At 63.8% G+C, this 24,797-nt stretch carries 23 protein-coding genes; 4 read left to right on the top strand and 19 right to left on the bottom strand.

The window, feature by feature from the left end:
- Positions 1-22 precede the first annotated feature (22 nt).
- Positions 23-1,435, top strand: coding sequence for a glycoside hydrolase 5 family protein (locus LJY25_RS03190; RefSeq protein ID WP_227606777.1), 1,413 nt, complete (start codon positions 23-25; stop codon positions 1,433-1,435).
- Positions 1,436-1,542: 107 nt separating this feature from the next.
- Positions 1,543-1,767: a DUF2905 domain-containing protein gene (locus LJY25_RS03185; RefSeq protein ID WP_227606776.1), complete on the top strand. Its 225-nt coding sequence runs from the start codon at positions 1,543-1,545 to the stop codon at positions 1,765-1,767.
- A gap of 27 nt (positions 1,768-1,794) precedes the next feature.
- Here the strand turns inward: LJY25_RS03185 and LJY25_RS03180 are convergent, their stop codons facing one another.
- Positions 1,795-3,270, bottom strand: coding sequence for an SDR family oxidoreductase (locus LJY25_RS03180; RefSeq protein ID WP_227606775.1), 1,476 nt, complete (start codon positions 3,268-3,270; stop codon positions 1,795-1,797).
- A gap of 158 nt (positions 3,271-3,428) precedes the next feature.
- Here LJY25_RS03180 and LJY25_RS03175 point away from each other — a divergent pair, with 158 nt between their 5' ends.
- Positions 3,429-5,099 (top strand): ArnT family glycosyltransferase, encoded by a 1,671-nt coding sequence (locus LJY25_RS03175; protein WP_227606774.1) that lies wholly within the window; start codon positions 3,429-3,431, stop codon positions 5,097-5,099.
- A 227-nt stretch (positions 5,100-5,326) separates the two neighbouring features.
- Here LJY25_RS03175 and lysA read toward each other — a convergent pair whose 3' ends face one another.
- The 18 genes from lysA to LJY25_RS03085 all read right to left on the bottom strand — a co-directional run bounded on the left by lysA (position 5,327) and on the right by LJY25_RS03085 (position 23,520).
- Positions 5,327-6,469: a diaminopimelate decarboxylase gene (lysA, locus tag LJY25_RS03170; protein WP_227606773.1), complete on the bottom strand. Its 1,143-nt coding sequence runs from the start codon at positions 6,467-6,469 to the stop codon at positions 5,327-5,329.
- A gap of 114 nt (positions 6,470-6,583) precedes the next feature.
- Positions 6,584-7,906, bottom strand: a complete 1,323-nt coding sequence (locus LJY25_RS03165; protein ID WP_227606772.1) for an aspartate kinase — start codon at positions 7,904-7,906, stop codon at positions 6,584-6,586.
- 540 nt (positions 7,907-8,446) lie between these two features.
- On the bottom strand, positions 8,447-9,808 hold the full coding sequence (locus tag LJY25_RS03160) for a M28 family peptidase (protein WP_227606771.1): 1,362 nt from the start codon (positions 9,806-9,808) through the stop codon (positions 8,447-8,449).
- A 148-nt stretch (positions 9,809-9,956) separates the two neighbouring features.
- Positions 9,957-11,162, bottom strand: coding sequence for a beta-ketoacyl synthase N-terminal-like domain-containing protein (locus tag LJY25_RS03155; protein WP_227606770.1), 1,206 nt, complete (start codon positions 11,160-11,162; stop codon positions 9,957-9,959).
- Positions 11,155-12,483, bottom strand: a complete 1,329-nt coding sequence (bioA, locus tag LJY25_RS03150; protein WP_227606769.1) for an adenosylmethionine--8-amino-7-oxononanoate transaminase — start codon at positions 12,481-12,483, stop codon at positions 11,155-11,157. Before bioA ends, LJY25_RS03155 begins: the two co-directional genes overlap by 8 nt.
- A gap of 91 nt (positions 12,484-12,574) precedes the next feature.
- Complete coding sequence (gene bioD, locus LJY25_RS03145; RefSeq protein ID WP_227606768.1) at positions 12,575-13,204, bottom strand: dethiobiotin synthase; 630 nt, start codon at positions 13,202-13,204, stop codon at positions 12,575-12,577.
- A gap of 58 nt (positions 13,205-13,262) precedes the next feature.
- Positions 13,263-14,411 (bottom strand): aminotransferase class I/II-fold pyridoxal phosphate-dependent enzyme, encoded by a 1,149-nt coding sequence (locus tag LJY25_RS03140; protein WP_227606767.1) that lies wholly within the window; start codon positions 14,409-14,411, stop codon positions 13,263-13,265.
- An 88-nt stretch (positions 14,412-14,499) separates the two neighbouring features.
- The gene (bioB, locus tag LJY25_RS03135) at positions 14,500-15,504 is read right to left on the bottom strand and encodes a biotin synthase BioB (RefSeq protein ID WP_227606766.1); all 1,005 of its coding nucleotides are present in this window, start codon (positions 15,502-15,504) and stop codon (positions 14,500-14,502) included.
- A 173-nt stretch (positions 15,505-15,677) separates the two neighbouring features.
- Positions 15,678-16,202 carry a GNAT family N-acetyltransferase gene (locus tag LJY25_RS03130; protein ID WP_227606765.1) on the bottom strand — a complete coding sequence of 175 codons (525 nt, stop codon included), beginning with the start codon at positions 16,200-16,202 and terminating at the stop codon, positions 15,678-15,680.
- 18 nt (positions 16,203-16,220) lie between these two features.
- Positions 16,221-17,351, bottom strand: coding sequence for a 23S rRNA pseudouridine(2604) synthase RluF (gene rluF / locus LJY25_RS03125; RefSeq protein ID WP_227606764.1), 1,131 nt, complete (start codon positions 17,349-17,351; stop codon positions 16,221-16,223).
- 139 nt (positions 17,352-17,490) lie between these two features.
- Positions 17,491-17,838, bottom strand: coding sequence for a hypothetical protein (locus tag LJY25_RS03120; RefSeq protein ID WP_227606763.1), 348 nt, complete (start codon positions 17,836-17,838; stop codon positions 17,491-17,493).
- Positions 17,839-17,851: 13 nt separating this feature from the next.
- Positions 17,852-18,244, bottom strand: coding sequence for a hypothetical protein (locus LJY25_RS03115; RefSeq protein WP_227606762.1), 393 nt, complete (start codon positions 18,242-18,244; stop codon positions 17,852-17,854).
- A gap of 213 nt (positions 18,245-18,457) precedes the next feature.
- The gene (locus LJY25_RS03110) at positions 18,458-19,516 is read right to left on the bottom strand and encodes a proline iminopeptidase-family hydrolase (RefSeq protein ID WP_227606761.1); all 1,059 of its coding nucleotides are present in this window, start codon (positions 19,514-19,516) and stop codon (positions 18,458-18,460) included.
- A gap of 53 nt (positions 19,517-19,569) precedes the next feature.
- Positions 19,570-20,223: a pseudouridine synthase gene (locus LJY25_RS03105; RefSeq protein WP_227606760.1), complete on the bottom strand. Its 654-nt coding sequence runs from the start codon at positions 20,221-20,223 to the stop codon at positions 19,570-19,572.
- 87 nt (positions 20,224-20,310) lie between these two features.
- Complete coding sequence (locus tag LJY25_RS03100) at positions 20,311-21,399, bottom strand: serine hydrolase domain-containing protein (protein WP_227606759.1); 1,089 nt, start codon at positions 21,397-21,399, stop codon at positions 20,311-20,313.
- 133 nt (positions 21,400-21,532) lie between these two features.
- Positions 21,533-21,862 (bottom strand): DMT family transporter, encoded by a 330-nt coding sequence (locus tag LJY25_RS03095; RefSeq protein WP_227606758.1) that lies wholly within the window; start codon positions 21,860-21,862, stop codon positions 21,533-21,535.
- Between the two features lie 317 nt (positions 21,863-22,179).
- Positions 22,180-22,914 carry a YebC/PmpR family DNA-binding transcriptional regulator gene (locus LJY25_RS03090; protein ID WP_227606757.1) on the bottom strand — a complete coding sequence of 245 codons (735 nt, stop codon included), beginning with the start codon at positions 22,912-22,914 and terminating at the stop codon, positions 22,180-22,182.
- A gap of 120 nt (positions 22,915-23,034) precedes the next feature.
- On the bottom strand, positions 23,035-23,520 hold the full coding sequence (locus tag LJY25_RS03085; protein ID WP_227606756.1) for a hypothetical protein: 486 nt from the start codon (positions 23,518-23,520) through the stop codon (positions 23,035-23,037).
- A 227-nt stretch (positions 23,521-23,747) separates the two neighbouring features.
- Here LJY25_RS03085 and LJY25_RS03080 point away from each other — a divergent pair, with 227 nt between their 5' ends.
- Entirely contained in the window at positions 23,748-24,662 is a 915-nt protein-coding gene (locus LJY25_RS03080; protein ID WP_227606755.1) for an arginase family protein, read from the top strand.
- Positions 24,663-24,797 lie beyond the last annotated feature (135 nt).

The following is a 24,797-nucleotide window of genomic DNA, read 5'->3' as shown; positions in this document are numbered from 1 at the left end:
GCAGCGCACAGGAGACATACACATGAGCAAGCCCCTGCCGTGGATTCAGGTGGCATCCGGCGCCCCGTACTTTGTCACCGGCGAAGGCCGGCCGTGGACGCCCATCGGGCAGAATGATGCGGTTACGTGGCCGGATTTCGCCGGGCTGTTCCGGCGCCGCGACCTGGGCGCCGTGGATCGGCACCTGGCCTGGCTGGCGGCCCACGGCGTAACCGTGCTGCGCTTTATGCTGGAGTACTGCCAGACCGAGAACCGCTACTTCGAGCGGCCGGTGGGGCGGTTCCAGCCCAACATGGTGCAGCTCTGGGACGACCTGTTCGCGCTCTGCGAAACCCACGGCCTGCGCGTGCTGCTCACGCCCTACGACACGTTCTGGATGTGGCGGCGCTGGAAGCATCATCCGTACAACGCCGCTAACGGTGGGCCCTGCCGCACCCGGACGCAATGGCTGTTCAACCCCGGCATGCGGCAGGCCATCAAAAACCGACTGAGCTTTGCCACGGAGTGGTGGGGCGGGAGCGGGGTGCTGTTCGCCTGGGACCTCTGGAACGAGATTCACCCGGCCCACGCCGGCAACAGCACCGCCGGCTTCGACGACTTCATCACCGATATCAGCCTGCATCTGCGGGCCGAAGAGCTGCGCCTGCACGGCCGCACCCATCCGCAGACGGTTTCTTTGTTCGGGCCGGTGCTCGACGGACACCCGGCCGTGGCCGAAGTTATCTTCCGCCACCCGGAGCTGGACTTCGCCTCGACGCACTTCTACGACAAGTCTACGATCGACAAGCCGCGCGACACGGTGGCTCCGGCCATCTGCACCGGCCGGCTGACGCGCGAGGCCTTAAGTCAGCTGCAGCCGCCCAAGCCTTTCCTCGACTCCGAGCACGGCCCCATTCGCGCCTACAAGGATCGTCGGCGCATCCTGCCCGAACCGTTCGACGACGAGTATTTTCGCCATATGCAGTGGGCGCACCTGGCTTCGGGTGGGGCCGGGGGCGGGCTGCGCTGGCCTTACCGCCGCCCCCACGTGCTCACCCACGGCATGCGGGCCGCCCAGCGCAGTCTGGCGGGCTTTGCCGACCTTATCGACTGGGCCAGCTTCCGGCGCCGCAACCTCAACGCGGAAATCGAGCTGTCGACTTCTGAGTTTGTGGCCTTTGCCTGCGGTGACGACCATCAAGCTATTGTGTGGCTGCTGCGCCAAAACCAGCGCGACAAGCAGAAGCTGGTACGCAAAAGCGCGGGGGCTCTGCCAGTACGGCTCACGGTACCTGGGTTAGCTGCGGGTAGCTACCGGGTCACCCTCTGGGCTACTGTAACCGGCCGTTCGGTTGGAGAGCTGACAACCATTTCTGCCGCCGGTGAAAATGTGCTGCTAGCGCTTCCCGCGCTCATAACTGACCTTGCGCTGGCAATTCGGCGGGAAATAGCGTAAACCCCGGAGTGTGCCGGACAGCAGCAGGGCCCTGACAGCTTCATACGGAGCCGGTGCGTATACAGGGCCTTAAAATCGTGTTCCAGCCACCTCAAGCCTGACCTCTGATGACTCCCCAACTCGGAAAGCTGCTCGTTCTCATCGGCCTGGGCGTGGCGGTGGTGGGCGCTATCCTCTGGCTCGGCGGGGGCAGTCTGCTCAACTGGTTTGGGCGCCTGCCCGGCGACGTGCAGGTGGAGCGGCCCGGCTTCCGGCTCTACGTGCCCTGGGTGTCGATGCTGCTCGTGAGTGTGCTGCTGAGCCTCGTGATGTGGCTGGTGCGGCGGTTTTAATGTTGTTTGTGCGGGGAGCCCCTGTCGTCAGCTCTCCGCTGTTGCCTGATCCGCGGCTCCATACTGAACAATATTCTCCACCATACCCTTGAAAATCACGAAGTGAAAGGGCACCAGCGAATACCAGTACAGCCTTCCGGCCAGGCCCTCGGGCCGGAACGCGGCCAGCTGCTCCAGGGTGTGCGTACCGTCGCTGTGGGGTAGAATGCGAAACTGCAGCCAGGCCTCGCCGGGGAGCTTCATTTCGGCGTAGAGCAGCAGCCGCCGCCCGGCCCGGTCGGCCACCAGCACGCGCCAGAAGTCCAGCGGGTCGCCGGCGCGCAGGTCGGTGGGGGAGCGGCGGCCCCGGCGCAAACCCACGCCGCCTACTGCCTTGTCCATCAGCCCGCGCAGGCGCCACAGCCAGTCCACCTTGTACCAGCCCCGCCGCCCCCCGATGCTCCAGATGTTGCGCAGCACCTGCTCCGGCGGGCGGCTGAACCGCAGGGTTTGCCGGTCGGTAAGCATGCCGTGTTGCGGAATCTGCACGAAGTCCATGTAGTTCTGCTCCATCACCCCGCTGCTCACCGCGTCCTTCCAGCTGCTGATGACTTCGTTCTGCTCGATACGGGTAAAGGCCAGCGCCAGGGCCTCGGCGTAGCGCATACAGGCGTGGGGCAGTACCCGGGCAATGCTGCGGCGAGGGTCAGCAACCGTATCGTTACGCAGGCTCTCCACCAGGCTCTGGGCCAGGGAAAACGTGGTGCGCGTCACCAGGAACAGCCACCACGACGACAGCCGGGGCGTGAGCACGGGCACCGTGATGATGAGGCGCCGGTACCCGCGCTGCGCCGCCAGCCCCAGCAGCATCTGCTTGTAGGTCAAAACGTCCGGTCCGCCGATGTCGAAGCTCTGGCCCAGGCAGGCGGGGTTGTCGAGCACCGCCGTGAGGTAGTGCATCACGTCCCGGATGCCGATGGGCTGGCAGCGGGAGTTCAGCCACCGCGGCGTTACCATCACCGGCAGCTTTTCCACGAGGTCCCGGATAATCTCAAACGAAGCCGACCCCGAGCCGATGATGATGCTGGCGCGCAGCACGGTAAGGGCCGCATGTCGGGCTTTGCCCAGCACGCTTTCCACGGCCTTGCGGGAGCGAAGGTGGGCCGACAGATCCTGGTCGTTGGCAATGCCACTGAGGTAGACAACCTGCCGGGCGGTGGTCTGGTCGAGGTAGGCGGTAAAGTTTTCGGCTGACTCCTGCTCGGCCCGCACAAAGTCTTGGTCGTGCCCGCTCATGGAGTGTACCAGATAATACGCGGCGTCGAGGTCGGTGGGCAGCGTAGTCAGGGAATCTGGCTGCAGCAGGTCGCCCTGCGCCACCTGCACCCGCTGGCTTAGGCGCTCGGGCAGCTCGAACCGGCGGGGGTCGCGCACCAGGCAGACCACCTCATGCCCGGCTTCCACCAGCAGGGGCAGCAGGCGGCGGCCGATGTAGCCATTGGCACCCGTGAGCAGAATTTTCATGGCGGCAGAAAGAATGATGGGCGTACTCAACAACCCGGCCCGCCCGGCTATGTTCATTGCTTAAAGCAGGCGGGCCGCGTCCGGCGGCGTGCTTCAGCCGTCGAAACCCGGAGCCGCCAACTTCGTCCTACTTTTGCCTGCTCACCAAATCCGCTGCTATGCCCCGTGTTCCGATGTCGTCCCGCCTGTGGTTATGGCTTTTGCTGATGGCGTTGGGGGCAGCCTTTCTGGTTAACCTGGGGGCCTGGGGGGTACTGGAAAGCAGCGAAGCCCGCTACGCCGAGATGGGCCGGGAAATGCTGGCTACCGGCGACTGGCTGCACCCGCGCCTGCTCGGCATTCAGCACTTTCACAAACCCCCGCTCACGTACTGGCTCACGGCGGCTGGTCTGGCGTTGTTTGGCGGGGGAGCCGGGGCCGTGCGCCTGCTCCCGGTGCTGGCCGTGCTGGCTCAGGTGGCGCTGGTGTACGGGCTGGGACAGCTGCTTTTCGAGGGCGACAACCGCCGGGCGCTGGCTGCGGCGGTAATCTACGCCACGTTTCCGGCCGTGCTGGTGTCGGCCCTGAACCTGACCACCGATGCCTACCTGGCCACCTGGGAGCTGCTGGCCACCTACGCCATTCTGCGCTATTACCAGGCCGGCAAAGCGGGCTGGCTGTACCTGTGCTGGCTAAGCCTGGGGCTGGCATTCCTGACGAAGGGGCCGGTGGGCGCGGTGCTGCCGCTGATGGCCGTTGTCGGCTTTTACTTCCGGCAAAGGCAGGCCCGGCGTCCGTTTACCGTGCATCACCTGCTGGCCGCCGGCCTGGGGCTGGTCGTGGGAGTAGGGTGGTATGCGTTTCTGGTTGCGGAAAACCCGGCGTTTCTGCGCTACTTTCTGTTCAACCAGACGGTGGAGCGGTTTGCCACGACTACCTTCAAGCGGCAGGCGCCGTGGTGGTTTTACCTGGTGCTGGTGCCGGCTACCAGCCTGCCCTGGTCGCTGATGCTGCTGGTTCAGATGGTGCGCACGCGGTGGCGGGAAGTGCCGCAACGCTGGCGCAACGTGCTCCTCTTCTGGATTGTCATGCCGCTGGTGTTCTTTTCATTATCGAAATCCAAGCTGCTGCTGTACGTGCTGCCGTTGTTTGCCGGCCTGGCGTTGCTCACGGTGCACTACCTGAGTCGCCTCACCGACGCGCTGCTTTACCGCTGGCACGTGGGCCTGGTCGCCCTGTACGGACTGGTGCTGGCGGCGCTGTGTTTGCTGCCGGTGCTGACCGTGGCGCTGAGTTTGCCCCTGACGGCGGCTCCGGCTACCTCGGCCTGGCCCGCGGTAGGCATTGTGGTGCTGGTCCTGGTGCAGGCGCTCTGGACGGAAGTGCGGGTAGCCCCCAAGCTGCTGACCGTGGCCGTGCTGTTCACCGTAACGCTGCTGCTTACGCTCAAGCCCCTGCTGCGGCAGAACGAGGGCAGCCTGCGCAGCAGCCGGCCCCTGGCGGAAGTGCTGCAAACCCATAACCTGCAGAACCGCCCGGTACTGGTGTTTGACCAGCTGCTGCCGTCCCTGGCTTTTGAAACCGGCCGTCAGCCTATTTCCCTGTACTTCGACAACGACGACCTGAAGCGGGAAACGCAGTTCGAGCCCGACTCCACCTGGCGCCAGAACCTGATTTCCCTCCAGGAAGAAAACGACCCCGAGCAGGACCAATACCTGCTGCAGCTGCTGGAGCAGAAGCCCGTGCTGCTCGTCAAAAACAAAATCCGCCCCGAAAGTGAGTGGATGCTGCGCTACTTCCCCCAGCACGAGCACGTCGGCGACTGGACCGTGTACTACAGCGGCTGGTAGGTTTTGGAGCTGCAAGCTTTAAGCTGCAAGCCACAAGCTCCGTTGCTCGACTGTTTTAGCATCGTCATCCTGAGTCTGCGAAGGACCTTATCACGCTAGAACGAGTCGATTTTACGATTGTCGCTCAAACCTGAAAAGGTCCTTCGCCGCCGCTTGAAGCGCCGAATGCTCAGGTGACAAAAAAGCTTGCGGCTTGCAGCTTGTAGCCTGAGGCTTAAAACTTGCAGCTAAACATATACCGCTTCGGCCTTGTCGCGCAGGTTGTAGGCTGAGGACATGACCTCGCCGTACGCCCCGGCCGAACGGAGCACCACGATGTCGCCGCGCCGGGTGTCGGGCAGGGGCACGGCCCGCCCAAACGTGTCGGACGACTCGCAGATCGGGCCCACCACGTCGTAGGTGGCGTTGGGCTGCCGGCTGCTCAGGTTTTCGATGTGATGGTAGCTCTGGTACAGGGCCGGGCGCATCAGCTCGGTCATGCCCGCGTCAAGAATAGCGAACTGGGTTTGCTGGCTGTGCTTCACGTACAGGACCCGGCTTACCAGCGTTCCGCACTGGGCCACGATGGCCCGGCCCAGCTCCACGTGCAGCTGCTGCCCGGGCCGGCGCACGAGGTGGCGGGCAAACACGTCGAAGTAAGCCTCGAAATCCGGAACGGGGTTGGTGTCCGGGGCGTAGTAGTCGATGCCCAGGCCGCCGCCCACGTTGAGGTGCGCCAGCGGCTGACCGCGGTCTGCAAACCAGGTCTGCAGTTCATTGAGGCGGTGACTCAGGTCGGCAAACACGGTCAGGTCGGTTATCTGAGAGCCGATGTGGGCGTGCAGTCCCACCAGCTCCAGGTTCGGCAGCGTCGTCAGGTAGTCCACCACGCCCGGCAGGTCGGTCAGGCTGATGCCGAATTTATTCGCGGCCAGGCCGGTGGTGATGTGGGGGTGGGTTTTGGCATCCACGTCGGGGTTGATGCGCAGCGCCACCCGGGCCGTGCGGCGCTGGGCCCCGGCCAGCTCGTTGAGCACCATCAGCTCTTCCACCGACTCGGCGTTAAAGCACCAGATGTCGGCGGCCAGGGCCAGGTTGATTTCTGCATCCGACTTACCCACGCCGGCAAACACCACATCGCGGGGCAGGAAGCCGGTTTCCAGGGCACGCTTCACCTCATTGCCGCTGACGCAGTCGGCTCCCAAGCCAAATTCCCGGATGGTCTGCAGGATGGGCGCATTGGCGTTGGCCTTCAGGGCGTAGTGCACGTGAAAGTCCCGGGGCCGGGCCGCCGCCTGCACCGCCGTGAGCGTGCGGCGCAGCAGGCCAAGATCGTAGTGGTAGAACGGAGTAGGGCGGGCGAGCAGGTCAGCAGCTAAGGAAAAGGACACGGGTCGTTGGTGGTTAGTTGTTGGTTGTCAGTTGTCAGTTGTTAGTTATCCGTTGCCAGTTGTCAGTTGTCAGAACGATTCTGACAACGAACAACTGACAACGGACAACGGACTTTACTTCCGGAACAGGCCGTCGTTCAGGGCGTTGAGGGCCCGGGTTTTGTCGGCCGTCTGCACCAGCACGCTGATGTTGTTGGGCGAGCCGCCGTAGGAAATCATGCGCACCGGGATGTTCTGCAGGGCCTGAAACACGAGGTGAGCCGAACCGTGGTTTTCCTGAATCAGGTTCCCCACCAGGCAGATGATGGTCAGGTTATGGTCCACTTCCACTATGCCGAACGTGCGCAGCTCCTCCAAAATAGCGGGCAGGTGCGAGGTGTCGTCGATGGTAAGCGAAACGGCCACTTCGGAGGTCGTCACCAGGTCGATGGAGGTGCGGTGCCGCTCGAACACGCCGAACAGGCGGTGCAGAAAGCCGTGGGCCAGCAGCATCCGGCTCGACTTCACGTTGATGGCGACCAGTCCGTCTTTGGCCGCCACCGCCTTGATCGGTTCGGTGCCGGTGCGGGCCGAAATCAGTGTGCCGGGCGCCGCCGGGTCCATCGTGTTGAGCAGGCGCACGGGAATGTTGTGCTGCCGGGCCGGCAAAACCGAGCTGGGGTGCAGGATCTTGGCCCCGAAGTAGGCCAGCTCGGCTGCCTCGTCAAACGACAGCTCCCGGATGGGGTAGGTTTGCTCCACCACCCGCGGATCGTTGTTGTGCAGGCCGTCGATGTCGGTCCAGATCTGGATTTCCTCGGCGCCTACGGCCGCCCCGATCAGGGAAGCGGAGTAGTCGGAGCCGCCCCGCTTGAGGTTGTCGATTTCCCCGGCGGCGTTGCGGCAGATGTAGCCCTGGGTGATGAACAGCTGCTGACCAGGGTGCTTCGCCAACTCGGCGGCCAGGTGTTGCTTCATAAATTCCGCATCAGGCTCCTCGTCCTTGTCGAGGCGCATAAACGCCAGAGCCGGCAGCAGCACGGCCTCCTGCCCCCGTACCTGGGTCACGTAGCGGTGAAAAAGCTGGGTGGAAAGCAGCTCGCCCTGGGCCAGAATCAGCCGCTCCCCGCCGGGCGTCAGGGCGCCGCGCATCAGGTCGAAGATGGGCCGGAAGCAAGTGGTGTCGAGGTGGCGGGTGGCTTCGGCCGCCAGGGCCGGGTCGGGCAGCAGCTCGTGGGCCACGATGTGGTACTGCTGGCGCAGAATCTCGGTCTGGGAAGTAGCCGCCACCACTTCGCCGGCAAAGAGGAGCTTCGCAATGGACACCAGCGCATTGGTCGTGCCCGACATGGCCGACAACACCACGATGCGGGGCTCATCGGCCTGAATCAGGTTGGCTACAGCCCGCATCCGCTCAGCCGAGCCTACGGACGTACCGCCGAACTTCAGAATTTTCATAGGGGAAGGTAAACGCGAAAAAGGCAAAAACAGGACAAACGAAAAGCGCCGGTCTGGGAGGACCGGCGCGGAAGGTTCTAAAGGTGCAAGCAGAGGTGCAGAGAACAGAGCGGCGGTCAGACGCGAATCCGTTTCTTGCATTTCTTCCCCATCACGCCCGCGCCCATGCCGTCGGCTTTAGCCGGGGCGCACAAGGGAAAACAGGGGTAGAATGCTGGGGCCATGAGAAAGAAGGAGCAGGCCCTACGGCCGTTTCGGGGCGCAAGTAAAAACATAATCAGCACTATTCCACTACCCCAGGCTGAATCAGGCCTTTTAGGAAAGAGCTAAGGGCTATTCTGCCTGCTGACATTATTGTAATAAGAACGTCATGCTGAGCGGAGTCGAAGCATCTCGCGTGCTGATGTTGTGGCAGCAATTCCAGCGAAGCGGTAGAGCGTCGACTTCGCTTTGCATGACATTCTCTTTTCAAAAGCGCCAGCACCCGAGATGCTTCAGCTTCGCGGACGTCAGCTCAGGCACGACTGGCAATTCAAAAGCCTACCGCACCGGCTTCGGCAGGACGGGCAGGCTTTCGTGGCCCTCAGCGTCCACCGAAACCACCCCGAACAGGAAGTTGTCCTTGCTGTGGGGCAGGTCGGCGGTGGTGCCGGTTACGAAGAACTTCTGTTGCCAGAGCGGGCTGCTGGTTTCGCGCATCAGCACGAAGTAGCCGGCCGGCCGCTCACCCACTTTGGGCGCGTCCCACTTCAGCTGGGTGCGGTTGGTGAGCTCGGCCGTGAGCACGCCCACATTTTCCGGGGAGGCCGGCGCCAGGGCCAGGCTGGCCATGGTCGCCAGGTTCACGCCGGCATTCTTGCGCAGGTACTGGTAGTCGACAAACTCGGGCAGGTCGCCGTACACGACGCCTTTCTCGGTGCGCAGGTCCTGGTGCTGGTGGCGGAAATCCTCGTTCATCTCCGTGAAGCGCACCGCCGTAAAGCCCTGCTGGTTGAAGGGCGTATGGTCGCCCCCGCGCAGGAAACGGTCGGGCCGGTACTCCAGCACCACTTCGAAGTCCGCGACGTACTGCTGGCAAATGGTGCGGGCGTACCGGGCCAGCTGCCGCGAGGGGCTGTCGTTTTCCGAGCTGAGCTGACGACGCACTTTGGCCTCGTCGGCGGTTTCGGTGGCGGGCACGCCTTCGCTGAATACGCGCAGGTGGGTGGGGTCGGAGATGTCCGGGTCGTGGCCCTTGGAGTTGCCGCTGATGTCGTTGTTGAGCATAGCCACCAGGTTCCAGCCTTCCTTGCGGGCGCGCTTGGCCAGGTGGGTCGAGCCGTAGAGGCCCTGCTCCTCGCCCTGCACGGCCACGAAAATCAGGGTGCAGGGATACTGCTTCTGCGACATCAGCCGGGCCATTTCCATCACCAGCGCCACGCCCGAAGCATCGTCGTTGGCACCGGGCGCATCGGCCGTGGCATTCATCACGTCGGTGACCCGGGAGTCGAGGTGGCCGCTGACCACGAACACGCGGGTGTCGGTGGGGTCGGTGCCGGGCAGGGTTGCCATCACGTTGGCCATCAGCACCGGCTTGTCAATGCGCCGGCCGTCGGGCTTCACCGTAAACGTGTCCTGGCTGACTTTCAGCCGGCCCCCGCTGGCCTTGCTGTACTTGCGAAACTCGCCCTCCACCCAGTTACGGGCCGCCCCGATGCCGCGCTTTTTGCTTTTGGTGTCGCTCAGGGTGTGGCGGGTGCCAAACGACACCATCCCGCGGACATCCGCTTCCAGGTTTTTGGCGGATATATTCTCAACCATCTGCTTGATGGTCGCGTCGGGCGTGGAGGGCGGCTGGTTCTGGCCGTGGAGGGCGACCGGGCAGGCGAAAGCGGTGAGCAGCAGGGCAACGGTGGGTTTCATGCGAGGCAGATTAGACAAAAACAGGAGGCAGGTCCTTTTACGGGCCGCAGAGCGAAGTTAGGCAGGACGAGGCGAAGGAATTGCAAAAAGATTATGGGGCCGGGCGCCGCCCAGCCCAGTGGTAGTTCTGGCTGTACCGGGCAAGTGCCTACAGCACCGACACCAGCGCCGCTGCCGCGTTGCCGCCGAACCCGGCCGCATTCACCAGCACCCGCCGTACGGGCCGAACCGGCGCTGCCGACAGGTCGGTGGCAAACGGCGGGGCCGGCCAAGTCTGGGTTTCGAGAATGCGCAAGGCGAAGTCCAGGCTTAGCGCCCCGGACGCGCCCAGGGTGTGGCCCAGCTGCCATTTGTTGGAAACCAGCGCCGGGGCCTCCTTACCGAACACCGCCCGGATAGCGGCCCGCTCAGCTGCGTCACCGGCCGGGGTGCCGGGGCTGTGCAGCACCAGGGCATCGACGTCGGCTGGCGTGCAGCAGGCCTGGGTTAGCGCCCGGCGCATAGCGGTCTGAAAGTGCTGACCATCGGCAGAAAGACCGGTTTTGCTGGCTACCGGCTCGAAGCCAAAGCCAACTGCTTCGAGTAGATAAACTGGCCTGGCAGTTGCCGAACCGGTCTTCTCGACGTTCAACTCGTGCCGGTTGCGCCGCTCCAGAGCAAACACGGCGGCGCCTTCCCCCAGCACGAACGTGGAAGGCTTGCCCGCACCGGGGCGGCAGGGGAAGTCGGTAGGGGCGAACGGGGAGTAGATGCCCAGCGCCTGCATCTGCGCCAGGGTAAAGGCGGTGAGCGGAGCTTCGGTGCCGCCGGCCAGGAAACGATCGGCCATCCCGGCCCGCAGCCAGGCCAACGCATTGCCCATTGCCTGTAGGGCGCTGCTACAGGTGCTGGAATGGCTGAGCGGGGCGGCGGAGCTGGCTCCCGCGTCAAAGGCTACCCAGCTGGCTACGTTGCCCAGCGTAGTGAGCGGCGAGGCAGCCGTAGGCACGGAACCGGAACTCAGGAATGCCTCGTGAAACTCTTCCAGTTGGCCCGTCGCGCCCCGCGACGAGCCAATGCTGACCGCCAGGACCTGGCTCGGGTCGGCCGCTGCCCATCCCGCGTGGGCTACTGCCTGCCGGGCCGCAAGCACGGCCAGCAGCACGGTGCGGTCGAGCTGCCGGAAAGCCGGCTGCTGGCGCCGGAGTGCCTGTAACTCGGCTTCAGCGGCGGCCGGCAGCGCGGCCACCGGGAGCTGCAGTGCCCCTGCCGACCTGGTAGTGAAGGTCGAGCCGGATTGGTTCAGCTTGTCGCCCCCGGACAGGGCCGACAAGCTGCCCCGGCCGGAAATCACGACCACGGAGTCCTCAGTCATGGGGGTATTCGGGTAAGGAAGCCGGGGTAGGCTGGGCTTCCGGGTGGAGCACCAGCTCGCGCATGGCCTGGAGCACGTCGTACACCTGGCGCAGCTCGGTATTGGTAATGCAGTAAGGCGGCAGCACGTACACGATGTTGCCAAGCGGGCGCAGCAGCACGCCCCGCGCTAGGCCGAGGGCGTAGAACTGGTCACGCAGCCGGCTGAAGTAGGAGGTGGTTTCGTTGGGCGCAAACTCCACGGCCAGAATGGTGCCGCAGCGCCGCACGGCGCGCACGCCGGGCTGTCCGGCCAACTCCCGGGTGAAATCTGCATGGGCTGCCGCTATGCGGGCACGGTCGGCCGCTGACTCGGCGGTCAGCAGCAGCTCAAGGCTGGCCAGGCCTGCGGTACAGGCCAGCGGATTGGCCGTGTAGGAATGGCCGTGGAAGAAGGTGCGGGTGCGGTCGTCGCTCAGGAAGGCGTCGTAGATGGCGGCGGTGCAGGTCGTGGCCCCGAGGGCCATGGTGCCCCCGGTCAGGCCCTTCGACAGGCAGATGATGTCGGGGCGCTCCTGCAGAAAGTCGGCGGCGAACAGGCGGCCCAGGCGGCCAAAGCCGGTCATTACCTCATCGGCGATGGCCAACGCGCCGTGCGCGTGGCAACGCTGGATAAGCGCGTCGAGCACGGCCGGCTCGTACATCACCATGCCCGCCGTGCCCAGCACCAGCGGCTCAAAGATGAAAGCCGCCACCTGATGGCCCGCCAGCACCGCATCGAGCTGGGCCAGCGCCTCCGCCTCGCGGCCCGGCACCGGCACGTCGATAAACTGGACGTCGAAGAGCAGGGCGGCGAAGGGCGCCGTGAAAGCCGAGCGGGCACTCACGCTCATGGCCCCGAAGGTATCACCGTGGTAGGAGTCGCGAAAGGCTACTACCGTCTGCCGCCCGGGCTGGCCGAGGTTGTTGAAGTACTGAAACGCCATTTTCAGCGCCACCTCAATGGACGTGGCCCCGTTGTCGGAGTAGAACACGCGCCGCTGGTTGGCGGGCAGAATGCGCAGCAGGCCCTCCGCCAGCTCGACGGCGGCCGGGTGCGTGAACCCCGCAAACAGCACGTGCTCAAGCGTGCTCAGCTGCTCGCTTACGCGGCGGGCAATGTGGGGATGGGCGTGCCCGTGCAGGTTTACCCACCAGGAAGCAATGGCGTCCAGGTAAGCCGTGCCGTCTTCGGCATACAGCCACGCGCCCTCGCCCCGCACAATGGGGATGGGTAAGGGGGCCGTCTGCATCTGCGTGTACGGGTGCCACACTACGGCATGGTCGCGCTCGGCAAGGGTCATTTTTAATTAAGAATTAGTAATTAAGAATTGCGGCTTTGGTCGCAGTGGTTTCACCGGTTCGGAGCTGCGGGGCCGGACAGGGCGGGTGGGGTTAAGCCTCCGTCAGCTTGAAGAAGTCCCGATAGGCAGTGGCCAGCGGGCGGATCTGCGTCGCGTCGAGCGATGGGAGTGGGAGCAGGCGGGGCAAAACCGGCACGCCGGTGTGCGCCGTGATGAAGTCCTCGGTAGCTGGGTTGGGTTCCCCGTTGAAGATAAGGCCCCGCACCGGCAGGCCGCGCTGGCGCAGGGCTTCCAGGGTGAGCAGGGTGTGGTTGATGCTGCCCAGGTAGTTGCGTGACACCACGATCGTAGCCAGCCCCAGCTGCCCGATCAGGTCGGCTACCAGAAACCCGGGGGCCAGGGGCACCAGCAGTCCGCCCGCGCCTTCCACCACGAGGTGGTTTTCAGTTTGTGGCAGGGTGAAATCCCCGGGCCGGATGGTCAGGCTTTCCGCCTCTGCGGCGGCGTGAGGCGATGCCGGCAGGAGCAGGCGGTAGGCCTCCGGGTGAAAGCGGGACGCCGGATTGGTGACAAGACTGCGCACGGTCTGCGAATCAGTCGTCGGCTCCAGACCAGCCTGTACCGGCTTCCAGTAATCGGCTCCCAAAGCTTCCGTCAGCAGCGCCGCCACTACAGTCTTGCCTACGTCGGTGCCGATTCCGGTGATGAAAAGACGTTCCAAATGGTGAAATGGTGAGTTGGAGAGGTGATACAAGCAGCTGGTCACCCGGCTTAATCAATCAGCCCAGTAAGTCCATTCCCACCCCGAGTGTTTTCGATAGCGCATCGATTTCGGTGGCGGTATTGTAGCTGTGGACGATGAGGCGGAGCCGCTCGGTGCCGGCCGGAACCGTGGGAGCCACAATGGGCCGCACGTCAAAGCCGGCAGTCTGGGCCCGGGTCGCCAGGGCCCGCAGGATGCTGCTGCCATTCCTGGTGGGGGCGCTGAGGAAAACGGGATGGATAACGTGGCTGTCGGTCGGCACCCGCAGCCCGGGCACGGCATTAAGGCGGCTTTTAAGATGATCTGACAGGTCAAACAAATGCCGCCGCCCGGCTGTGAGCGTGGGCAGCACGTCGTAGGCAGCTTCCAGGGCCGCAGTGGCCACCGGCGGCAGCGCGGTGGTGTAGATAAACGGCCGGCTGAAGTTGATCAGAAAGTCTCGCAGCACGGCCGAACCCAGCACCGCGGCTCCCTGGCTGCCCAGCGCCTTGCCAAAGGTGACGATGCGGGCAAACACGGGTTCGGTCAGGCCCTGATCCACTACCAGCCCTTCGCCCCGCGGGCCGTAGAGCCCGTTGGTATGCGCCTCGTCCACCACCAGATGCAGCCCCCGCTGCCGACATAGTGCTGCCAGCTCCCGAAGCGGGGCCTGGTCCCCGTCCATTGAGTACAGGGCCTCCACGGCCACGAAAACTGCTCCGGTGGCCCGGGACAGGCGGCGCTCCAGGTCGGCCACGTCGTTGTGGCGGAAGCGGTACGCGGTAGCATGACTGGCGCGAATACCATCCTTGACGGAAGCATGAGAGGCGTCGTCGTAGAAGATGGTGTCGCCCCGCCTCGGCACGGCCGAAAAGAACCCAAGGTTGGCCGCGTAGCCGGAGTTGAACAGCAGCGCCGCTTCCGCCTGGTGAAATGCGGCCAAGGTGTTTTCCAGCCGCTCCGTAGCCGCCGAGTTGCCGGTCAGCAGGCGGGAGCCGGTGCTGCCCGCCGCCCCGGCGGCATCGCGCATGGCTGCCAGCACGGCCGGGTGCCGGCTCAAACCCAGGTAGTCGTTGGAGCTGAAGTCGACCAGCCCGGGCGCGGCCGGGGAAAGCCGGCGCCGGGTGCCTTCCGCTTCGCGCTGGCCAAGCTGCCGGCTCAGGCGCTGGTGCAGGTCGGCGCTCATAGCTTGAAGTACCAGCAGCCCGAGAACTGCCGGTCTGCCCGCACACTGCCGGTAGAGGGCAGCCGGTCCAAGATGCCACGCATCGGCCTTAGCAGCTTACCGCCGGTTCGGCGCCGAGCACGGTAGCGCCCACGGGCACGTTCTTGAACGACTTGCGCGCGGTCAGCCCCAGGGTGGCAAACATCTGCTGGTCGGCGTCGAAGTCGGGGTTGGGCGTGGTCAGCAGCTTTTCGCCCGAGAAGATGGAGTTGGCGCCGGCCAGAAAGCACAGGGCCTGCTCACTCACCGGCATTTCCTGGCGGCCGGCCGAGAGGCGGACCATTGTCTTCGGCATCAGGATGCGGGCCGTGGCAATCATGCGCAGCATCTCCCACACGCTCACGCGAGGCTGGTCGGCCAGGGGCGTGCCTTCTACCGGCACCAGCGCATTCACCGGTACGCTCTCGGGGTGGGCCGGCAGGGTGGCCAGGGTGTGGAGCATGGCAATCCGGTCCGCGTCGGTTTCGCCCAGGCCGATAATGCCACCAGAACACACCGAGATACCCGCCTTGCGCACGTTCTCGAGCGTGTCGAGTCGGTCGTCGTAGGTGCGGGTGGTGATGATTTCAGAGTAGTGCTCAGCGCTGGTATCGAGGTTGTGGTTGTAGGCATAGAGGCCGGCCTGCTTGAGGCGCTCAGCCTGGTACTCGTTTACCATGCCCAGGGTGCAGCACACCTCCAGGCCCAGGTTGTTGACCTCGGTTACCATGTTCAGCACCCGGTCGAAGTCGCGGTTGTCGCGCACTTCGCGCCAGGCGGCGCCCATGCAGAAGCGGGTGCTGCCGGCTTCCCGGGCCCGCTGGGCGGCGGCAATAACCTCGGCGTCGGGCAGCAGCTTGTGGGCCTGCACGCCGGTGTGGTAGCGGGCGGCCTGGGGGCAGTACGAGCAGTCTTCGGGGCAGCCGCCGGTTTTCACGCTGAGCAGGGTGCAGACCTGCACCTCACCGGTAGCCTGGAATTCGCGGTGCACGGCGGCGGCCTGGGTTACGAGTTCCAGCACGGGCTGGTGGTAGATAGCGTTTACTTCGGCAAGGGTCCAGTCGGTACGGAGCATGGGATTGGCGGGAGTGCGGTGGAAGTGAGGACAGTAGGCGCCGGCGCCGCCGTGGTGGGAATCACGGTTCGGCTTCGGGCGGCTGCAAGGTACAAGACAACCTGCTTATGTGCCTTGTGACGGGCACTACTCCCGCAAAATGCCTTGCCCGGTGCCATCCGGCGACGGCCGGGCTAAACTGGCCGGTTTAATTCATACCAGTTGTGGGGTACGCCGCCCAGGTCAAACTCCTCGATGAACCGCAACCCGACTTTCCGCAGCACGTGGTTGGACCCCTGGTTCTGCACATCGGCAATGGCGTAGATGGCGGGCAGCCGCAGGACGTCGAAGCCGTATTGCAGCGAAGCCCGGGCCGCTTCCGTGGCATAGCCCCGGCCCCAGGCCCGGCGGATAAAGCGGTAGCCCAGGTCGGGGTAGCCGGTGCGGCCGTTGGTCGGGCCCTCCACCAGCTTCAGCCCCGCCCAGCCGATAAACTCCCCCGTCTGCTTTTCAACCACGGCCCAGCGGCCCATGCCGTTGTCGATGTACTGCTGGCGCACAAAGGCAATCAGCGCCTCGCTTTGCTCGATGGTGGTCACGGGCTGGTTGCCGAGGTAGCGGTGCACTTCGGGGTCGGAGTCCAGCTCGAACATGCCGGGGGCATCAGTCGGCAGCAGCTCCCGAAGCAGCAGCCGCTCGGTTTCAGCGAAGATTTGCATAAGAGCCTGGGAAAACGGTTACCGGCTGCCGCCGCGCCGCCCGGCATTGCCTTTGGGGGCGCGGTTCAGCGTTTTGGCGGCCGGCTTGCGTTTCGAGCCGGGGCCGGCCGGGCGGGCAGTAGGCTTTTTAAACGGTTTGTCGTCGCCAAACGACGCGGCTCCGGCCGGACCGGCTTTGCTACCCGGGGCTTTCCGCGCCGGTTTGGCCCCGCCCGTGACCGGCCGGCCGGGCTTAGCCGTTCGGGCAGCCGTGCTACGCGCCGGCTTGGCGCTGCCGTCGGTCGTGCGGGCGCCTTTGCGGCCCCCGGCGGCTGGTTTGCGGGCGGGGGCTTCGTCCCCGGCGTCTTCGCTGAACCGGGCGGGGCGGCTGCTCCACTGCGTGGTGGGCGGCCCTACCCGGCGCTTGGGCAGGGAGGCTTCCTTGGTGCCCGACGAGGTTTCGGTCATCTTCATGATGCCGGCCAGCTCTTTCTCGGTCAACTCCCGCCAGTCGCCCACGCCCAGGCCCTTCAGGGTGATGTTCATCACCCGGATGCGCTCCAGCTGCACTACCTGGTAGCCGAAATGCTCGCACATCTTGCGGATCTGCCGGTTCATGCCCTGAATCAGGGTGATGCGGAAGATGTAGTTGGTTTCCTTCTGCACCTCGCACTTCTGGGTCATGATGCCCATGATGGGCACCCCGCCGCGCATGCCTTCGATAAACTGGTCGGTAATGGGCTTGTCGACCATTACGATGTACTCCTTCTCGTGCTTGTTGCCGGCCCGCAGGATCTTGTTGACGATGTCGCCGTTGGAGGTCAGCAGAATCAGGCCCTGGGAATCCTTGTCGAGGCGGCCGATGGGGAAAATCCGCTCACTGTGCTTGATGTAGCGGATGATGTTGTCCTTGACGGTGGTTTCGGTGGTGCTCGTAATGCCCGGGGGCTTGTTGAAGGCAATGTAGATGGCGTCCTCGGCGGCCCGGGGCTCGATGAGGTTGCCATTCACGATAACCCGGTCGCGGCTGCTCACCTGGTCGCCAATCTTGGCGCGCTTGCCGTTCACCGTCACGCTGCCCTGCTCGATAAACTTATCGGCCTCGCGGCGGGAGCAGACCCCGCTTTCGCTGATGTACTTGTTGAGGCGGGTGGTTTCGGTGCTGGACATGGCAAAGGCAGGCAAAAAGGTGAAAACCGCCTGATTCTACGACCAAACGGGCTTGCAAGGTACGCAGAACGGGGCTGGGAGCGGGAGCCCGCAAGGCATTGCGCTGCCGGAGGCGGAAGTTGCCCAGGAGCCGGAGCCGTTATACTCCCTGCAGATACCCAGCAATAGCGGAGGCCAGCACCTGGGGCAGGGCGGTGTGGCGGCTGGCGGCCAGCTGCTGGGTGAGGCCGGTGTCGGCGCTGGTGTAGGCGCCCGAGTGCTGGTCGAAGCGCAGGCTGCCCTGCTCAAACTCCCGCTCCTCGGCGTGCACCAGCGAGTTCATCGACCGGAATTCCAGTTTGGTAAGGCTGCGAGTGGCTTTATCGAACAGCAGCCAGTGGTAAAGGTGGTCTGGAGTTTCCACGTCGGGCAGGTCGAGGCGCTTGATTTCCACGATGCTGGTGGCGGCGTTGTCGAGAAAGTAGAGGGTGCGGTAGGGGATGGGCATTGCGTAGGATGTGCTAAGGGTGTGCTGCTGCCTGTTTATGCTGAATACCGGCCATCGAAATGCGGAAGGTATCGACATGCTTCCTGCCTTTCACGTCGTGCTGGATGTATAGAACCGGGTTGTCTTTGTCCTGATTCCAGCCGGTGAACTGAGCCAGGTAGAAAGGACCGATCCTGAATGCCTTGTACTCCTGGGGTAGGTCGTAGGTCCCCAACCCGACGTAGACGTAGTGCGAGCAATTACAGTACTCCAGGTCCGGGTCGGCGGGGCCGTTGCACACGCGGTAGGCTTTTATATCAAACTCGTTGGCCATAAAGGTGGCGGTAGTGTCGAGCAGGCTAAGTACTTCCGGAAGGTCTGCATCGGCCAGCGCTGTGATTTCGGGCTTCTTGTAGAACCGAGACACGGGAACTAAGGCGAGGTGCGGAGCAGGTGCCGCCGGAGCCACCACAGGGGGCCTAAGCCGGCTGTGCAGTCGGGCAATTGTGTCGCGCTGACTTTCGACCAAATGGGTCAGGCGGGTCACCACCGCTTGCTGCTCAGGGTCGGTAGCTTGCTGGCAACTAGTAAGCAGTGCCAGCAACACTAGAGAGAATCTCAAAGTGGCGAAATACATCACTTACAGCTTTACCTCCTTTTCGCCCTTATCTACGCCTAAAATCCACTTCGTCAGGCCGCTCATGTAGATTTGCTGGTCGTCGTAGAGGCTCATGTGGCTGCCGTTGGGGCAGATCAGGGCGGTGCCGTGCTGCACTTTCTGAGCGACCATGCGCATGTGCTCGGGGTCCATGGTGTCGTACCGGCCGCCGATGCTCAGCACCGGCACGCGGAGCTTGGGCAGGTCAGCGGTGCGGTCCCAGGTGGTAAGCTTACCGGCAATGCCAAACTCACTCGGCCCCTGCATGGTCACATAAAGCGACTGGTTGGTTTTGCCCAGGGAGCGGGACACGGGCTCGGGCCATTTGTTTGGGGGCAGGCGCAGCACATGCTCGGCGTAGAAGTTGGGTAGCAGCAGCTCCATGTAGCGCGGGTTGGCGAAGTCCTTGCGGGCCTCAATGGCGCGGATTTCGGCCAGCACCTCGGGCTTCATCTGCCTGGCCAGTACCTGCTCGGCGTAGCGCCCGTACTCCGGGCAGCTCATCATCATGTTGGAGATAATCAGGCCCTTTAGGTTCTGCTGGTACTTCAGGGCATACTCGGCGGCCAGGATGCCGCCCCAGGAGTGGCCCAGCAGGTAGAAGTTGTCGTTGGTCAGGTTCAGGGCCTTGCGCACCTGCTCTACTTCCTCCACGTAGCGGGGCAGGCTCCACATGGCCGTGTCCTTGGGGTTGTCGGAAAGGCCGCAGCCGAGCTGGTCATAGTAGATAAACTCGATGCCTTCGGCCGGCAGGAAGTTTTCCATGCACTCGAAGTACTCGTGCGTGGCGCCGGGCCCGCCATTGAGCAGCAAAAGCTTGATGCGGGGGTTGTTGCCGAACCGCTTGGTCCAGACGTTGAAGGTGCCTTTCGGGGTCGTAATCGGAATGATCTGGACGCCCCCGTCCTGCACACCCGACTCAGTGCGCTGGAAATAGGCAGCTGGTGGGCCAGCCGGTGCTTTCGGGTCCGGTTGCCGGGAGCAGGATGATGCCCCGAGCAAAGTGAGCAGCAGGGCAGGAGCGAGCAGGCGTTTCAGCATGGCAGCAGTAAAAGCAGAGTAGGTCAGATAACCCTAAACGTAGCCATTATCCGCTATACTCCCGGTTCTTGTGTCTCGGCTGCCGGGGCGGAATCAGAAAGGCCGAGGTCGGCTGGCGAAAATGCGGGCACTTCCCGCACCTCCCCGGCGGCCAGGTCGCCGAGGTGGAGGCTGCCCACGCGCACCCGCACCAGGCGCAGGGTCGGGAAGCCCACGGCGGCCGTCATCTTGCGGATCTGCCGGTTTTTGCCTTCGCTCAGGACGATGGAAACCCAGGAAGTGGGGCCATGCCGGTCGTCGCGGATTTTCCGGCCCCGGTCGCCAAAAGCGGGGGCGGCTTCCAGCCGGTACGCCCGGGTCGGCAGGGTCTGGTACTTCACGTTGCGCAGCCCGATTTCCACGCCCTGCCGCAGCTGCTCCACAGCCTCGTCGGTAATCAGCCCGTCGACCTGGGCGTAGTACTCCTTTTCCACCTTCTTGCCGCGCACCAGTTCACTCATTTTGCCGTCGGTGGTCAGCAGCAGCAGACCCTCACTGGCTTCGTCGAGGCGGCCAATGGCCATGGTGCCGGGCGGAAAGTCGTGCAGCGCGCCCAGCAGCTTCTTGCGCGGCAGCTCGCACACAAACTGGCTCAGGTAGCCGAAGGGCTTGTGAACGAGAAAGTGCCGGTGCGGCAGGACCGGAAGGGCCGGGGAATCGTCGGTCATACGGAATCGGTAAGCGTGGTCCGGATGTCGGCGAGGGTGGGTTGCCGAAGCATCGCAAAGGCCGGGGAGAGTAACCCGGCCCCAAACTTACTGCTCCTGCAGCCAGGTCAGGGCCCAGTAGGAGTCCGAACCCATAAACAGCTCCAGAATTTCCGGGGCCGCCAGCAGCCCGTTGGCGCTGTTGGTGAGAAGAACGATGCTTTCACCGGTGGCCGGGAATACCATGAACAGGTTTTTGAAGTCCCCGTTGTCGCCCCAGTGCCAGAAGGCCTGGCCCCGGCTGCTTTCCTGCAGGCCCACGCCCAGGCCCCAGGTGATGTGCTCGGCGGCGGGGCTGCGCAGGCGGCCGCAGTGGCGGGCGGGGCCGGTAGCTGTGAGCAGGAGGGCGTGCGTAGCCGGCTTCAGCCCCTGGCCGGCGGCCAGCGCCTGCAGAAACAGGCTGTAGTCGTGGGCGGTGGTGAGCAGGCTGAAAGCGGCGCTGGGTTCGCGGAACTTCCGGACCCGCGTCGGCTGGCCCTGGCTATCGTGGCCGGTGCAGTGCTGCTGCTCAAAGCGGTTTTCCCAGCCAAAGCTGCTTTGGCTCATGCCGAGCGGCTTGAAGACTTCCTCTTCTGCCAGCTCCTGCAACGACTTGTCGGTAATGGTTTCCACTACCTGCTGCAGGTAGCTGTAGCCCGCACCGGAGTAGTGCCAGCAGCTGTCGGGGGTAAACTTGAGCTTAAGCACGTTCTGATTCCACCGGGGGCCGGCGGCATTTTCCGCCCAGTTGGGCAGTCCGCTGGTATGATGCAGTACCATGCGGGCCGTTATCTGCTCGGTTACCCGCCGGTTGCCGGAGCTTTGAAGCTCCAGGTAGCGGCCCAGGGGAATGTCCAGGTCCAGCAGGTCCCGGTCTACCAGCCGCAGCACGATATAAGCAAAGACGGGCTTGCTGAGGGAGGCCGCCTGAAAAACGCTGCTGGGCCCCACCGGCGCCGGCTGCCCCTGCTTCAAAACACCGGCTTGCAGCGACTGAACCTGCTGCTGGCGCGTGTACACCACCTGCAGCCCCGGAATCTTATGCCGGCGGGCAATGGCGGTGAGAACCTGTTCCGCTGAGGGTTTGGGTGGGTCGGGCTGGCGAAAGGCGGACAGCCCGGCCACCAGCAGAAGGCAGATGCAACGAAGAGCAGACAAACCGGTACGTAGTGGGCTAAAACTGAAATAGGTTGAAAGGTAGCTTAACTATAGCTAAACCTTGTCATCGGATTATAAGATACCGCCAGGTTCCTATTGTTGACCGATAAGCTGATCGGCCTTTAGAATACGCTCAGGCGTTTGTCACTGCCTTCAGTCCCAGGATCGAGCAGATCAGCGTGAACAGAAAAAACAGCCGCCAGAACGTGGCCGGCTCTTTGAAAATCAGGATACCCACGACCACGGAGCCCACCGCTCCAATGCCCGTCCAGACGGCATAGGCCGTGCCGATAGGCAGGGTGAGCGTGGCGCGGTAGAGCAGGTACATGCTCAGGGTGAGGAAGGCGGCAAAGCCCACCCACCAGAGCAGGGCCGTGCCACCGTTGGCTTCCCGGGCCTTGCCCATACAGGCCGCAAAGCCAATTTCGCAGAAGCCACCAATAATCAGATAAACCCAGTTCATGGTTAGAGGGCAGAAGTGAAAGGAAGGGTACCGGTAAAACGCAGCCCGGCGGGCCTACTTTTCTTCGGCCAGCCACTGCATCACCAGTTGAATGCCGGTTCCGTTTTCCTTTTGCAGCAAGGCCTGCAGCTCGGCTTGCTGGGCCCGGGCGGCAACGCTGTGGAGCAGCACGAGAGAAGAAACAGTCTTATCAGGAAGTAGGTAGCCGGAAGCCGGAATGGTGAAGGGCGGTATAGAAGTAAAACGCGGGCCGCCCCAACCGGAGCGGCCCGCGCGTGTGCGTTACAGGGCGAATGCGGGGCCCGTCAGGTTCAAAGCTAGCCGAGAGTGTGGTACACGGCCTGCACGTCGTCGTCCTCCTCGAACTTCTCAATCAGGTTCATCACCTCTTCCAGCTGCTCGCCTTCCAGGGTCACGGTGGTGTTGGGCACGCGCTGCAGCTGGGCGCTGATGACGTTGAGGTGGCGCTCTTCCAGGGCTTTCTGCATCTGGCCGAAGTCGCTGAAGGCGGTTTCCACCACGATAAGGTCTTTCACGTTGCCCTGCTCGTCTTCTTCCTGGTCTTCGTAGATGTCGTCGGCGCCGAAGTCAATCAGCTCGAGCTCCAGCTCGTCGCGGTCCAGGCCTTCGGCGGCCAGCTTGAATACGCCCTTGCGGGTAAAGGTGAAGTCAGACGAGCCGGCGGTGCCCAGGGCGCCGTTGCCGCGGTTGAAGTACATCCGCACGTTGGCCACGGTGCGCACGGGGTTGTCGGTAGCGGTTTCCACTACGATGGCCACGCCGTGGGGCGCGTACCCTTCGTACACCACTTCCTGGTAGTCTTTTTCTTCTTTGCTGCTGGCCCGCTTAATAGCGGCTTCCACGCGGTCTTTGGGCATGTTCACGCCCTTGGCGTTCTGCATGGCCGTGCGCAGGCGGGAGTTGGTATCGGGGTTGGGGCCGCTTTCCTTCACGGCCATCACGATTTCCCGGCCGATGCGGGTAAAGTCCTTGGACATCTTGTCCCAGCGCTTCATTTTACGGCCTTTGCGGAATTCAAACGCTCTTCCCATCTATGGTGAATTTGTGAAATGATGAATTTGTGAACCAGCCGGCAGGGGGAATGCCCGGAAGGGGTGGCAAGTTAGCAGAAAGGCCGGGCAGGCGCAATCTGAGCCCGGGTTTCCACTTGTTTAGTACAGGACCGGGGCCAGGGTGTACACGCCTTTGTTGCCGGCTCCGGTTTCGTTGATGGTGATAGTCAGCTGCCGGGTGTTGGGCGCAACCTGAAAGGTGCCCCCGTAGCGCTTGGCCACGCCCTGCCGGTCGGTGTAGTCGAAGCGGATACTGTCGCCGCTGATGCGGTAGCGCCCGTCCTGGTCGAAGCGCATGGGGCCGTTGAGGCTGCCCAGCTGCAGGCGCTTCTGGTAGGTGCCACCGGGCTGTAGGGTCAGCGTGCCGCCCACGCCTTCCACCTGCGTGGCTTCCCCGCTGCTTTCAAACACGGTGTAGGTCTGGTAGCGGTAGGTGGTGTAAAACGAAGCTGCTGCGGCCTTGGGCTTGGCCGGTGTCTTGGCCGCAGCAGCTCTGACCGGCTTTTTAGGAGCCGGCTTCACCTGGGCCTGGGCAGGGGAGAGGAAGAAACTGAACAGGAGCAAAGGCAGCAGCAGGAGGCGCATAGGAAAGCGGGGTTGGAAAAGTAAAAGTAAGGCTGGGAAAAGTATGGCTTGAAAGCGCAGCTGAGCAGAAGCGCGAATCCCCGGCTCCGCATCGCGTCGGCACCCAAACGAATTCGTCAGGTCCGCAACGGGCAACGACACGCGCAGCCGGGGCTTCGCGCGGTAAATCGGCTTTTGCTCTGACAGCCGGCGCGTAACTTGCCGCCCCACCTTTGCCTGCCAATTCCATGCCCCAGTTTCTGCGTGAGCTCATTTTTCCTGCCGATCAGCTGCCCCAGGCCGATGTCTGCCTCGTTGGGTTGCCCCTCGATTTTGGCACCGTGCTCGAAGGGGGCCGGGCCGGGGCAGTGCATGCCCCGGGCGCCATTCGCCGGGAGCTGCGCCGCTACCACAAAACCTACAACCTCGAGCACGACGTGGACCTCGGCACCCTGCGCATCGCCGACGCCGGCGACCTGGACCTCAGCCTGCCCTACCACGAGCAGAACCACGCCACCATCCGCCGTCGCCTCGGGGAGCTGCTCCGGCAGTATCCCCGGGTTGTGGTGCTGGGCGGCTCCCACGACGGCACCTACTCCACCGTGCGGGGCCTGTCGGATGCGGAGAATGGACGCCCGGTCGGCGGCATCAACCTCGATGCCCACGCCGACGTGAAGGACAAGCCCCTTATCAGCAGCGGCACCCCGTTCGGCAAGCTGCTGCGGGAAGGCGTGCTGGCTGGGTCCCGGTTTACCGAGCTTGGCCTGCACTCCAACCTCAACACCAAGGAGGATATTGACTTTCTGCACCAGCAGCAGGCGACCATCGTGCCCCTGGCCCATGTGCAGCAGGACGGTATGTCGCTGTATATAAACCGGGCCCTGACGCGCGCCACGGCCGCCGGCCCGGCCTTTGTCAGCTTCGATATCGATGGCTGCGCTGAAGCATACGCTCCAGCGGTTTCGGCGCCCAGCGCCGACGGCTTCACGCCCCGGCAGGCGGTGGAAGCCGCTTTCCTGGCCGGTTGCAACCCCGGGGTGCAGTTGTTTGAAGTAGTGGAGCTGAACCCCATCTACGACCGCGACAACCAGACTGCCCGCCTGGGGGCTACTATCGTTTCTGCCTTCCTGACCGGGGTCGCGGCAAAGCTGGTGAAACGATAGAAGGTCCCGCAACTAGCTCTAAAGGAGGTTTTAAAAGTTTTTTCGAAAGAAGTACGAAATATTTCGTTGATGGAAGCAACCTTGTTGCGCAGGTGCTCATCCATTGGGAAAATTCACCCTAAACTTTCTTTCCTA

Source organism: Hymenobacter translucens (assembly GCF_020685205.1).
Taxonomy (GTDB): Bacteria; Bacteroidota; Bacteroidia; order Cytophagales; family Hymenobacteraceae; genus Hymenobacter; species Hymenobacter translucens.
This window is presented reverse-complemented; position numbering and strand designations above follow the sequence as displayed.

Bases quoted from the DNA above. Each gene is read 5' to 3' on its own strand.
- bioA (WP_227606769.1), bottom strand. From the start codon at position 12,483: ATGACCCTTGCCGAGCGCGACCATGCCGTAGTGTGGCACCCGTACACG.
- LJY25_RS03175 (WP_227606774.1), top strand. From the start codon at position 3,429: ATGCCCCGTGTTCCGATGTCGTCCCGCCTGTGGTTATGGCTTTTGCTG.
- LJY25_RS03160 (WP_227606771.1), bottom strand. From the start codon at position 9,808: ATGAAACCCACCGTTGCCCTGCTGCTCACCGCTTTCGCCTGCCCGGTC.
- LJY25_RS03155 (WP_227606770.1), bottom strand. From the start codon at position 11,162: ATGACTGAGGACTCCGTGGTCGTGATTTCCGGCCGGGGCAGCTTGTCG.
- LJY25_RS03120 (WP_227606763.1), bottom strand. From the start codon at position 17,838: ATGCCCATCCCCTACCGCACCCTCTACTTTCTCGACAACGCCGCCACC.
- LJY25_RS03185 (WP_227606776.1), top strand. From the start codon at position 1,543: ATGACTCCCCAACTCGGAAAGCTGCTCGTTCTCATCGGCCTGGGCGTG.
- LJY25_RS03110 (WP_227606761.1), bottom strand. From the start codon at position 19,516: ATGCTGAAACGCCTGCTCGCTCCTGCCCTGCTGCTCACTTTGCTCGGG.
- LJY25_RS03130 (WP_227606765.1), bottom strand. From the start codon at position 16,202: ATGCAAATCTTCGCTGAAACCGAGCGGCTGCTGCTTCGGGAGCTGCTG.
- LJY25_RS03140 (WP_227606767.1), bottom strand. From the start codon at position 14,411: ATGAGCGCCGACCTGCACCAGCGCCTGAGCCGGCAGCTTGGCCAGCGC.
- LJY25_RS03080 (WP_227606755.1), top strand. From the start codon at position 23,748: ATGCCCCAGTTTCTGCGTGAGCTCATTTTTCCTGCCGATCAGCTGCCC.
- LJY25_RS03180 (WP_227606775.1), bottom strand. From the start codon at position 3,270: ATGAAAATTCTGCTCACGGGTGCCAATGGCTACATCGGCCGCCGCCTG.
- LJY25_RS03190 (WP_227606777.1), top strand. From the start codon at position 23: ATGAGCAAGCCCCTGCCGTGGATTCAGGTGGCATCCGGCGCCCCGTAC.
- LJY25_RS03165 (WP_227606772.1), bottom strand. From the start codon at position 7,906: ATGAAAATTCTGAAGTTCGGCGGTACGTCCGTAGGCTCGGCTGAGCGG.
- LJY25_RS03090 (WP_227606757.1), bottom strand. From the start codon at position 22,914: ATGGGAAGAGCGTTTGAATTCCGCAAAGGCCGTAAAATGAAGCGCTGG.
- LJY25_RS03085 (WP_227606756.1), bottom strand. From the start codon at position 23,520: ATGCGCCTCCTGCTGCTGCCTTTGCTCCTGTTCAGTTTCTTCCTCTCC.
- rluF (WP_227606764.1), bottom strand. From the start codon at position 17,351: ATGTCCAGCACCGAAACCACCCGCCTCAACAAGTACATCAGCGAAAGC.
- LJY25_RS03105 (WP_227606760.1), bottom strand. From the start codon at position 20,223: ATGACCGACGATTCCCCGGCCCTTCCGGTCCTGCCGCACCGGCACTTT.
- bioB (WP_227606766.1), bottom strand. From the start codon at position 15,504: ATGCTCCGTACCGACTGGACCCTTGCCGAAGTAAACGCTATCTACCAC.
- LJY25_RS03095 (WP_227606758.1), bottom strand. From the start codon at position 21,862: ATGAACTGGGTTTATCTGATTATTGGTGGCTTCTGCGAAATTGGCTTT.